This window comes from Flavobacterium sp. C3NV, assembly GCF_046825355.2.
GTDB lineage: Bacteria > Bacteroidota > Bacteroidia > Flavobacteriales > Flavobacteriaceae > Flavobacterium.
This window is the reverse complement of the sequence record NZ_JBKQBJ020000020.1, coordinates 85888-97610: the sequence shown is the minus strand read 5'-3', so window position 1 is coordinate 97610 and position 11723 is coordinate 85888. Positions and strand designations below refer to the sequence as shown.

General features: G+C 34.2%; 6 protein-coding genes and 1 pseudogene. 3 read left to right on the top strand and 4 right to left on the bottom strand.

The features are described from left to right. Positions 1-174: 174 nt before the first annotated feature. On the top strand, positions 175-1206 hold the full coding sequence (locus ACIDC4_RS22450; protein WP_488381166.1) for an LLM class flavin-dependent oxidoreductase: 1032 nt from the start codon (positions 175-177) through the stop codon (positions 1204-1206). Between the two features lie 172 nt (positions 1207-1378). On the opposite strand, the gene ACIDC4_RS22445 is transcribed toward ACIDC4_RS22450, so the two are convergent. After that, positions 1379-4654, bottom strand: a complete 3276-nt coding sequence (locus ACIDC4_RS22445) for an AsmA family protein (RefSeq protein ID WP_412045028.1) — start codon at positions 4652-4654, stop codon at positions 1379-1381. A 420-nt stretch (positions 4655-5074) separates the two neighbouring features. On the opposite strand from ACIDC4_RS22445, the gene ACIDC4_RS22440 reads away from it, so the two are divergent. Continuing rightward, entirely contained in the window at positions 5075-5794 is a 720-nt protein-coding gene (locus ACIDC4_RS22440; protein WP_412045029.1) for a hypothetical protein, read from the top strand. Positions 5795-5912: 118 nt separating this feature from the next. Next, a pseudogene (locus tag ACIDC4_RS22435) lies at positions 5913-7664 on the top strand (alkaline phosphatase D family protein). 222 nt (positions 7665-7886) lie between these two features. Here ACIDC4_RS22435 and ACIDC4_RS22430 read toward each other — a convergent pair. From ACIDC4_RS22430 to ACIDC4_RS22420, 3 genes are all read right to left on the bottom strand, one after another. Continuing rightward, positions 7887-8813 carry a glycoside hydrolase family 16 protein gene (locus tag ACIDC4_RS22430; protein WP_393051138.1) on the bottom strand — a complete coding sequence of 309 codons (927 nt, stop codon included), beginning with the start codon at positions 8811-8813 and terminating at the stop codon, positions 7887-7889. A gap of 260 nt (positions 8814-9073) precedes the next feature. After that, positions 9074-10465 carry an endo-1,4-beta-xylanase gene (locus ACIDC4_RS22425; protein WP_412045030.1) on the bottom strand — a complete coding sequence of 464 codons (1392 nt, stop codon included), beginning with the start codon at positions 10463-10465 and terminating at the stop codon, positions 9074-9076. Positions 10466-10597: 132 nt separating this feature from the next. Continuing rightward, entirely contained in the window at positions 10598-11716 is a 1119-nt protein-coding gene (locus ACIDC4_RS22420; protein WP_412045031.1) for a hypothetical protein, read from the bottom strand. Positions 11717-11723 lie beyond the last annotated feature (7 nt).

Here is an 11723-nt window from a genome sequence, read left to right as displayed (position 1 = left end):
AAAACCAAAATTATCAAAAGTGTAATACTATATCTGCCACTCAATTTTTGTAACAAGAAAAAATGTTTGCTGTAAAACATTTAATTCATATTATATCATTACAAATACTTTCTAAGCAAAGCTTGCAGACTCAGTCAATAATGATGCGTATATTTGAGATTATGAATAATAACAATGCGATCTATGAAAAAAATAGGATTTTTATCGTTTGGACATTGGACCAATCATCCTTCTTATCAAGCTCGTACTGCAGGTGATACACTTCTTCAATCTATTGATTTGGCCGTTGCTGCAGAGGAAATAGGTATAGATGGTGCTTATTTTCGGGTGCATCATTTTGCACAACAACTGGCATCGCCTTTTCCTTTACTTTCAGCAATTGGTGCTAAAACAAGTAAAATAGAGATTGGGACAGGGGTGATTGATATGCGATATGAGAACCCTTTGTATATGGTAGAAGATGCCGGTGCGGCGGACTTAATTTCAGGGGGACGTTTACAATTAGGTATCAGTAGGGGATCTCCGGAACAAGTCATTGATGGCTGGCGTGCTTTTGGTTATGAACCTCTTGAAGGAGAAACAGATGCTGATATGGGACGTAAAAAGGCTTTGGAATTTTTGGATAAACTTAATGGAGTGGGATTTGCTGAGCCAAACCCTTACCCAATGTTCCCAAATCCACCGGGCTTATTGCGCCTTGAGCCACATTCAGAAGGATTGCGGGAGCGAATCTGGTGGGGAGCTGCATCTAATGCTACGGCGGTTTGGGCGGCAGAAAACGGTATGCACCTGCAAAGTTCTACTTTGAAGTATGACGAGAACGGGAAACCTTTTCATATACAGCAGGCAGAACAGATAAGGTTGTATAAGGAAGCCTGGAAAAAAGCAGGACATCAGCATGAACCGCGAGTTTCAGTAAGCCGTTCAATTTTTGCACTGGTCAACGATCAGGACAAATATTATTTTGGAAATCAGGGTAGAGGAGCCGATAGTTTTGGTAATATAGAAGCTGATAAACGAGCGATCTTTGGAAAAAGTTATGCAGCTGAGCCGGAAAAACTCATCGCAGAACTGGCTCAGGACGAAGCGATTCAGGAAGCGGATACTTTGCTGCTCACGATACCCAACACTTTGGGCGTTGACTACAATGTACACATACTATCGTCTATTCTTAAATATATTGCCCCAGAGTTGGGCTGGCGTTAATTTTGTTCGAAATAAATAGAAGTAAAAAGCCCCTTTTTGATCAAAGGGGCTTTTTGGCATCAGAATGATTTTTTTTCGAAAAATAGTTTTTCAGATAAAGTTCTAAATGTATTTTTAGAATATATCCTCTTTTTATTTTTCAATTTATACTATTCAGAATTTACTACTGAGTTTATTTTATCGTATCTAAAATTTTTGAATTTGCAGGTGGTAGGTTTAAAGTGTCTTTTTGTCTAGATCGTCTAGGCTCTGGCGCTTGCAATTTATTTAGTTCACTCTCTTCTGAAAAAGTAGTGTCTTCTTTAAATTTTCCGGTAGTAATTTTAAAATCGTCTGCTGTACCTGTAATTTTCATAGGAACATTGATAAGTCCCATTGGTGGCAGTCCTAATCGAAAACCAATATTTAATTTACCATCCATAGTAACCTGGCCTTCAAGCTTACCTCTAAAAGTGGCCATTTTCATGGTTGTAGGCGTGATCGTCATTACATTATTTTTAATAGTAGAGTGAATGGCGATTTTATTAAACGAAGCTTTTTCCAGATCAGCAGCATCTGCTTTTTTGGCTACATGATTTAAAAGTTTAAAGTTTTTAAATTTAATATCTTCCAGAGTCAGCGTTCCTTCTCCGTCTATAGATTTAAAATCAATATCCATATTTTGATCAATACTTCCTGCAAGCTGATAGTCAAGAGATACTAAACCGTAGGCATCTTTGGCCATGCTCACCAATTCGGCAAAAATAGGAATCTCTGCATAAGCGCGTTGAATATCAAAATTACTGGCTTTAAAATTAGCATTGTATTTAGCCAATAGACGATGTTGGGCTTTATAATCTCCCGTCATCGCTATTTTGGTACCAGCCATTTCAAAGGTGGCCTGAGTTACCTGAACTTTACGATCATTAACATCCAGAATTCCTTCAAAATCATTGATTTTATAAGTATCAAATTGAAGGTTTTTAACTTTTGCCGTAATTTTTAAATCTGCCGTTTTAGGAATTCTTATTACGTAATTTTTATTTTTAGTACTAACATTTTCGGTAATAGTCTTTATTGCCGTAGAATCTGTTTTTTGTGCCATTTCTGCTTCAGCTTTACTGTCAGTATATTTGGCAATCATATCAAAAAACTCGTTTGCATTAATGTGATTGCTGGAAAGATCAATCTCGGCTTTAAGCTTTTCATTAGTGTCACGCAGGTATTTACGATTAAACATATAGCGTAAAAAATTATGGATATAGCCATTTAATACAACATCAGATTTACCGTATGTGGCATTAAAATCCTCAAAACGCATTTTATCTTTAAAAAACTTAAATGTACCCTTAGAAATTTGAAACGTTTCCGGGAATAAAGCACTCTTAATTATGATGTTTTTAGCTTCGAGTTTTCCGCCATTTTTTATGTTGTCATAATTTTTGGCATCTAAATCTTTTTTAGAACCTTTAGCAATAAGATTGGTCTGAATAATCCCCGAGACATTGACATCTTTGATCGGGAATATTTGAGTTAATTTACCAATATCCAAAGTTCCCTGGGTTTTGATATTGTAAACTAAATCGTAAAGGTTAGTAACTTCTCCTTCTATTTTAAAAGGAGATCCTGCCAGAACAAATTCGACAGGTTGTAATTTTACATTCAAATCCTGTCCTGTACCTTTTTCGCTTGTAACAGTTGCGTTCAGGTTGATATTCTGTATCGGGATATTGGGGAATTTAAGTGACTTTAAATAACCATTTTTAATATTCACGATAGTTTTAGACGATGGGTATTTTTTTTCTTTACGGTTTAATACTCCGTGCATACTGACTTTTAAATTTAAATCTCCACTAACTTCGAGGCTGTCTAAAGGATAAAATTTATGTACTTCGGCTAAATTAATTTTAGACTCTAATTCGGTATCTACTGTAAAAGGATATAATTTATGAAGCGCAAAATTTCCGCGAATAAAATTATCCAGCGCTTCAATATTTAAGTTGGTTACTTTACCCGTAACATTACGCAAAATACTGTCTTTGGCCGTTAAACTTAAATTGAGATTCACATTTTTTATAGCATCTTTTCTCTTTAAATCTTTTAGATATCCATTTTTTAAACTTGCGTTTAATTGAAATTTCGGAATACTTTTAATGATAGTATCTATTTTATTCAAACGCGGACTAAAACCTAAATTACGTAAAAATATACCATCGGCTTTTAGATCGATAGCAATGTCTCCACGAATATCAAGTTGGTTTAGGTTTAATGTTTCTTTAAATTTTGCTAAATCTAAATGAGATGAAATGGCGGTTTTAATTTTTAATTTTTTAAAGCCTTCAGAATGAAAATTAACGACCGTTTTTTTTCCATCCAGATTAAAGGATAGGTTGTCTATATCAAATTTTAATTTATTAATATCTAAATCCTGAACCAAAGCGCGGGCATTGATATTAATGTCTTTTACAGGATTTTTTATTTTTTTATAAGCAATCGTACCGTTAGTAATTTGCAAATCTGCAGAAACACTTGGTTTTTGCGATTGGTTTTGCATATACTTTCCGCGTGCTATAATTTTAAAATTGATATTCCCCGTAATAACCATTTGTTCTTTCCACTTGTCATAAGAAGGAGGAACTATGGATAGCATTTCCTCTAATGTAGAATTTTTGGATTGCATGTGTAAATCAAAATCGTATCCTCCTTTTATGAAAGCAAAATAGCCATTAAAAGAGAAAGGAAAGTTTTTGATCCGAATGTTATTACGCTCAAACTTAAATTTAAGTTCTTTAGCATCTACATGGGTAATGATTTCGGCATTTATTGGTTTATTATGTACATAATGAACGCCGTCTGCACTAAAATCGAACGATTTTATTTTGATATGAGAGTTAAGATCAAAAATAGCAGCGCTTAAATCTCCTTCTCCTTTATAATTAAGGTCTGTAATTTTAAAATCCAGAGGAGTGCTTTTATCATTATAGGCTATGTTTGTTTTATTAACTATAATACGTTTTATTTTAAATTCGGTTGTAGTAGTGTCTTTTGAAGTTTCGGACTGTTTTATAATATTAAAATTAGCATTTCCGCTTGAATCTATTTCAAAATTTAAATTTGCAGCGTCTAAATAAATAGCGTCCAAAACAATTTTGCCTTTTAGTAAACTATAAAAATTAACTCCAACTGCTGCTGTTTTTGCCTTTACTACATTTGATGATGTAAACTGAACTTTTTTGTTATCGATACTAACATTTTTAGCATAAACAATTAAGGCAGGAAAGTGTTTAAAAACAGAAAGTCCAATTTCATCAAAAGATATTTTTGCATCCAGATTTTCGTTTGCAATACTTTCTATTTTATCTGTTATTTGATCTTTAAAAACGTACGGAACAACCGTTAGGGTTATCAACAAAATTGCAAGCAGGGACACAATAAAAATTGTTGTAATTTTTAAAATCTTTTTAATCATTTTTTTATGGCGTTTATAAGGAATCAAAAATAGAAATATAATAAATGAGGAAGGATATGTAATAAGGCATAAAATTAGCAAAAAAAGACCATTTTAACCTGATTTACTTAGATTTCTTCTTAACTCAGACAAATCGAAAAAGGCAATAATGAAATAAATAGTTAATTATTACTTTGATAAAATAATTCGATTTATGAAGTTTCAAATTTAGTAGATTTGTAAGGTAACGCTGCAGCGTTAGGATTAAGTTTTTCGATTTTTGATTTCGCATATGTTTAGAATAAAAACCTGAACTCAAAAAAAGAATTATGTTAACAGAGAAATTCAAGGTTAAACTTATTCAAAAAGTTTTATCTTTTTTATCTGAAGAAGGGATGCCTGATTTTAATTTTAATGATGTTTTATAACCATAACTAGTTGATGATTTATAACAAAGATAATTTTCCTAAAATAATTTCAGAACGTAATTTAACTGCTACTATTTTTGTCTACATAATGTTCGGACTTTTGTTTCTTGCAATGCTTTGTTTATTAATAGCACTTCCTTTGAGCATTCAGCTGGAGCATAATAGTCCCATATCTACTGGTGAGATGATTTTTAACCTAATCTATTTTTCTATACTTCTTTGGGTTTTTTGGGTTCTTTATAAGGATTACAAGCGTCAAAAAATTAAAAAAATCATCCATATTTCCATAGATCAGTACGGTATACATCATCATCAGAGCGATGGCATTGTTCACAGTATTTTATACAAGCAGCTCGAAAGCAGCAAAGAAGCTTATGTAAGTGATATCGATAGGAAAATCGGAACAAAATATTCTCCGGGATATATTTTCGGTTTTAAGGAAGGTAAACAAATTCCCATTCATTTTTCTAAAGCGGAGAATGGGCTGACTTATATTCCAAAAAACAAATATCATCTCATTGGCCATTTTCTGCAGGGCGTAACTTTATTTTGTCCTCATATAAAAATTTCTCAGGCTGTATTTGCTGATTATTTTATCAATCCCACCACTTTTGAATTCAATAAAAAGGCGCAAATAATTACCTATATATTAGTTTTTATTTTACTTATGATCATCCTGATTGCAATCGATTTATTTACAAAATATACTAAAGGATTTTCGATATTATTTTAAGTAAAGATCAATAACTTATTATAGTAAATGGATTGTTAATATTAATGTAAGGTAATTTTAAAAATGCCATAACCTCTGTTTTGATATTAGATTGTTTTTTTGATGTAAAAATTTTTTTATGGAAAATAACAATGAATTAAGCAGAAGAAGGTTTCTTAGAAATTCTTTATTGGCCGCTGGAGGAATTTTCATCGCTCCACTTATCGAAAGCTGTAGTGACGATGATAAATCGGATAACAGTGGTGCGCCAGATGGAATGAAAAATGAAGGGTTTGAAACAGGTGTAGCCAGTTTTGACCCAACTGAAAAAGGAGTGATTATCTGGACAAGATATTCAGCAGGTTCAGATGCTGAAATTACCTGGGAGCTAAGTAAAGATGCCGCATTTTCTGAAGTAATTAGAAAAGGGCAGGCGGGAGCATTTTCTGCGAATGATTTTACAATAGCGGTGGATGTTCAGAATATCCCTTCGAATACAAAATATTATTACAGATTTTATAATGCCAAAACCAAACAAGTAACCGTTACCGGAGAAACACGCACGCTGCCGTCTAAAACAGATAGCGTAAATGATGTAAAAATGGCTGTTGTTTCCTGTTCTAATTTTCCGGCAGGACTTTTTAATGTGTATGGAGCGATTGCTTCTTCAGATGTTGATGTAGTGGTTCATCTTGGAGATTATATTTACGAATATGCACCGGGACAGTACGGAACAAATCCTTTTACCAACCCGCTGGGCAGAGAACATAAACCAGCCAGAGAGATTACAAGCCTTAGCGATTACAGAGAGCGTTACAGGCAATATAGAGGAGATAAACATCTTCAGCTTCTTCATCAGAAAAAACCTTTTATTTGTGTTTGGGATGACCATGAGTTTGCTAACGACACCTATAAATCCGGTGCAGAAAACCATCAGCCTGCCGAAGGGGATTTTCAGATGAGAAAAATGGCTGCTTTTCAGGCCTACAGCGAATACATTCCGCTTAAAACAGGAAAAGATCTAAGAATTTACAGAAGCTTTAATTTTGGTAATATTCTTTCGCTCTATATGATGGATACCAGAGTTATAGCCAGAGATAAGCAGATGAGTTATGCTGATTATATTGATAATACTGGAAATTTTGACCAGACAAAATTTAGAACAGATTTGTTAAGCACCAGCAGAAAATTAATTGGAAACGAACAAATGACATGGCTGGGATCACAAATAAGTGCAGATACTGCTAAATGGAAAGTATTGGGCCAGCAGATCCTGATGACAAAAATGCTGATTCCTGCAGAGCTTTTGCTGCTTTTGAACTAGGTTTTAGCAGAAGTAGATCATTTTGGAAGCGCACAGCCGGCGACCATGCAGGCACTTATTAGTGCAATTTCTGCACTTGTTGTTATTAAAATGAGACACAAACAAAATGACCCTTCTTTAACCGCTCAGGAAATTGCGAGAATTACGACAACTTTGCCGTATAATCTGGATGCCTGGGATGGTTATTTTGCAGAAAGAGAACAATTGTATGCAATGCTTTCCGGGAAAAATGTAGTGGTTTTAGCCGGAGATACTCATAATGCCTGGATAGGTAAACTTACTGATATGCAGGGGAATTTTATAGGTACAGAAATAGCGTGCAGTTCTGTTTCGTCACCAGGATTGGAAGCTTATCTGGGAATTACCTCAGACCCTGCAAAAGCTGTAGAATTAGCACAGGCATTTACAGTGCTGATAGATGATTTAGAATATGCAAATTTGTATAAACGAGGATATACCTATCTTAAATTCACATCATCTGGTTCTGAAGCTGAATGGCGATTTGTAGATAGCATAACAAGTGAAACTACCACTACTGTAACAGAAAAAAAATATACTATAGCATAGAAATCTCAATAGGCACTGCTTGAGATTTTTCCAAAGGTGTCAAAAAAAATGAGTGAATTAAATCGGAACAGGAGTAATCGTGTTCCGATTTTTTTGTACTGTACATTGTCGTAATAATGTAATACAAATTCAGCGAAAGCATTTTTTGAATTTAGAATTTTCACTATTAAAATTGATCCATAAAAAAAGTCCTAATTTTCATTAGGACTTTTATAGTATAAATTAAATTGGTCTTTTGTAAACCGTTACATCATCTACCCACATCATTACAGTCGAAAACAAATTGATTTTATTAGGATCAATAAAATTGGAGTCTTTTGATCCCACATTTAGATTAAATATAATCGAATGCGGCCCGAAATTATTTAAATTAAGATTTCCTGCACTGCTATTGGTATACGTTGAAACGGTTACATTATCAACTTTTATAGTTACTGTTACGACATTGTCTTTCATTTTCCAGAAGGATTCATATAAATGCCATCCGCCATTTCCGTTGATATCAAAATTACCTGGATAGTTTCTTTCGGCAGAATTCCCTAATTGGTTTGTCCCGCTAGAAGTTCCATAAAAAAGATTTGAAGCAAAACGACTTGAATTAGGCGCAAAAGAATAGCCTTCCATAATATCAATTTCTCCTTTGGTTGGCCAGGCATTTTGCTGCACAGACCAGAAGGCAGGCCAGGCACCATAAGTTTGTGTAAAAGATTTGTAAGTTCCGCCCTCCATCGCTACCAGTTTAATATTGGCAGAAAGCATATACTCTGTATTATTTTCAGGCTTATATTGATAATGAGAAGAAATAAATCCGGATTGATATTTGTATGTGCTCAATTTCGTAGTCTTGATTTCCAAACATTGTTTTCCATCTCTCCATTGCGTAGTTGGCACTGAGCTGGCATAGTCGCAATACCACGAATTATAGTCTGCTCGCTGTTCTTTTGTCCATTGCGATAAACCTGAACCTACATCAAATGTATCTTCAAATTGTTTGACCCATGGCGCACCGGCTACTTTGCTTGTACTGGTTTTGGTACTCGCATTTGCAGATTGGTCTTTTGCTGCCGGGGTTACATCATCTGCGCAGGAAGCAAATCCTAAACCTAATACACATGTCACTGTTAACGCTAATAAATTTAATTTTTTCATAATTTAATTTTTTGGTTTAATAATAGTTGTAACCCTTGGTTGTAATTATTTTTAACACATAGAAACTAGCATTATTTAACTCAAAAAAGACGTTTCACTTGCATCAACACATCCCGAAGCTTCGGGACTATGTGTAAGAAACGAGTTTCTTTTGATTTACTTTTTCAAAATTCTAAAAGCTATGTTTCTATGTGTTTAATTAAATTTGTATTGAATTACACCCAGGTTAATTGAAGTAAAGTACTATAGTTTTAAAAAATTTAATCTAAGCCTTCCAGAAATCCGGTATGGGAACTTTTAATGGCAAAATTGGAGTCGTACAATAAAGGCCAGTCATCTCCCGGGTGGTTAAGTTCTGTACTAAACGGAATCCAGGATTCATTATCTTTCATTCCCCAAACTGTCAGAGCATATTTGCTTGCTGCAGGAAGCGCATTGTAGATTTTTACGATCTCTTTGTATTTTTCTTTTTGAAGCAATCTTCTTTCGTTGGTAAAAGTGGTAATGTCGTTAGACTGATTTACCTGTATGTCTAGTTCCGAAACATGAATTTTTAGCCCTTTCGCTACAGCTTTGTTAAGATCCGTTTCTATTTGTGCTTTTGTTGGACTTAAATAAGTATTATGCATTTGAAAACCAACACCATCAATAAGATTATTTGCTTTTAAATCATCAATAATACTAAAAACTTTATCTTGTTTTGGAATATTAGTTGAGGTTGCATAATCATTATAAAACAACAATAATTTGGTATCGCCTGCTGCAATAGCTGCATTTTTAGCCCACTGAAAACAATCTTTTACATAATTGGCTCCCATTCGCTGAAGAAAAATAGTATTTCTCATGGTACCGCCGTTGTCATCTACAGCTTCATTAACCACATCCCAGGATTTTACTTTTCCTGCATAGTGAGTCACAACGTCTGTAATATACTTTTTAACTTCTAATGCAAATTCGGCATCGGTACCGGAATAATTCTTTAACCAGGTTGGTACTGAATTATGCCATACCAAAGCATGACCGTGAACATTAATACCATTAGAGTTTCCGTAAGCAACAATTTTATCCGCTACAGTCCAGTTGTAAACGCCGCTTGCTGTAGAAATCTGATCCATTTTCATTTCATATTCGGCAGAAATACTGCTGAATTCATTTTTCAAAATAACATCATAAGGACTTCCACTGGTTAATTGTGAAGCTTTTATCGCCATACCTATAAAAAACGGATTAGCGAGTTTGTTTACTTTTACTTTTAAAAATGTAGGATCTTCAGGAACGTTACTGGAACCTGTAGTTACAACACTAATCACATTGGAGTAACCCGAAGTTTCTGTTTCATTTTTGGCTCTAACTCTATAATAATATTGCGTACCGCCTGTTAAACCAACCACAACTTCGTTTAAATCTGTAACCGGTTTTGATTGATAATTTGGAACAAAAGTCGTAAAGTTTTCGTTTGTCGAAACATCCAAAAGATAGCTTTTTGAGTTCGAAACGTAATTCCATTTGGCTTTAAAACCATGATCGTTTACGTCTTTTGGTGCGTTTGCAACTGGCGTTTCTAAAGCAGCAACAGCTTCGTTGTCGTCTTTAGAGCAGGCATTTAGAAAAAAGAAAAAGCTGGCCAGCACTAGTAAAAATTTAATTTTCATACTGTTTTTTTATTTTAGAATATCCTTTTTGTTAAGATGAGTATTCTTGTTTTATAATTTCTGTTTTATAAAGAGGCTGCTTTTTTTATTACAGCCTCTTTTTTCCTGAGAGCTTAAAATGCAATCATTAAATTATTTGTAACGAACCTTAATGTTATCGTATTTTATTATGCTTGGATTAGGTGTATCTGATTGAACTATTCCTACTTTGATTTCATTAACTTTAGAAGCGTCCAGCGTAGTGGCAGGTTCTCCAAAGCCATAATTATCTTTAAAATCAGCCAATGTTATGGTTTTGGTAGTCCAGTTAACATCGGTTATTTTAAAATTATAGCCATAGTTTTTATTATCAATAGTATTCAATTGAATGGCAAATTGTGCTCCTACAACATTGGCACTTACATCAATATCAATAAATGTTTTTGTTGCATCATTATTTGAGGCGCTTAGGAAATTAGCTCCACCGCCTGCGCTGCTTCCGTTATAGCCATTGGCATTTGAGCCTGCCCACACAAGTGTTGCATAATTACCTGTTGGCCCATTTGCAGTACTTGCGTTAAAACTATCTTTATCTCCATAAGCATCCCAATTCGTTCTTGTACCATTTCCGTCAAAATCAGATACAATAACAATAATTTCCGGAGTAACAGGAGGTAGTAGCTGTATTACTTTTTTTGCAATACCTCCCGGCGTAGTAATTACTAACTCTGAACCAAAAACGGCATCTTCAGGCACACCAATAATAATTGCAGAAGATGATTTTAGAGTATAACTCACTTCTTTTCCTGCCAAGGTTACCGATGAAATATTATAAAACCACGTTCCCTGAATTTCCAGCGGAAATCCCGGAGTTGCTACAACAGGGTCTGTTTTTGCAATGGTAGGAACGGGCTGTAAAATCTCAATGTTTTTAGTTACGGAACCAGTTGCTGTTTCAAATGTAATGGGCTGTACACCAAATCTGCTGCCTAGTTTATCATCAAAAGGAATAGTGAATATAAAAGATTTATCAGAATTGTAGTTTGCATTAAAACTGATATTAATTTTATTATCCAGTGTAATCTTTTTTAATCCCTCTAAACCCTGACCTTCGACTCTGACTTTATTGGATGGAAATGCCTGATTAAGTAAATCTCCTGGTTCTGCCACCATTGCATCTACATTTGAAGTCACTGCATCGTCATTTTGGCAAGCTGTAAAAGAAGCCAGTACAAAAAGAATTAGAATTCTATATTTTATTTTATTGATCATAGTATAA

Bases quoted from the DNA above. Each gene is read 5' to 3' on its own strand.
- ACIDC4_RS22450 (WP_488381166.1), top strand. From the start codon at position 175: ATGCGATCTATGAAAAAAATAGGATTTTTATCGTTTGGACATTGGACC.
- ACIDC4_RS22445 (WP_412045028.1), bottom strand. From the start codon at position 4,654: ATGATTAAAAAGATTTTAAAAATTACAACAATTTTTATTGTGTCCCTG.
- ACIDC4_RS22440 (WP_412045029.1), top strand. From the start codon at position 5,075: ATGATTTATAACAAAGATAATTTTCCTAAAATAATTTCAGAACGTAAT.
- ACIDC4_RS22430 (WP_393051138.1), bottom strand. From the start codon at position 8,813: ATGAAAAAATTAAATTTATTAGCGTTAACAGTGACATGTGTATTAGGT.
- ACIDC4_RS22425 (WP_412045030.1), bottom strand. From the start codon at position 10,465: ATGAAAATTAAATTTTTACTAGTGCTGGCCAGCTTTTTCTTTTTTCTA.
- ACIDC4_RS22420 (WP_412045031.1), bottom strand. From the start codon at position 11,716: ATGATCAATAAAATAAAATATAGAATTCTAATTCTTTTTGTACTGGCT.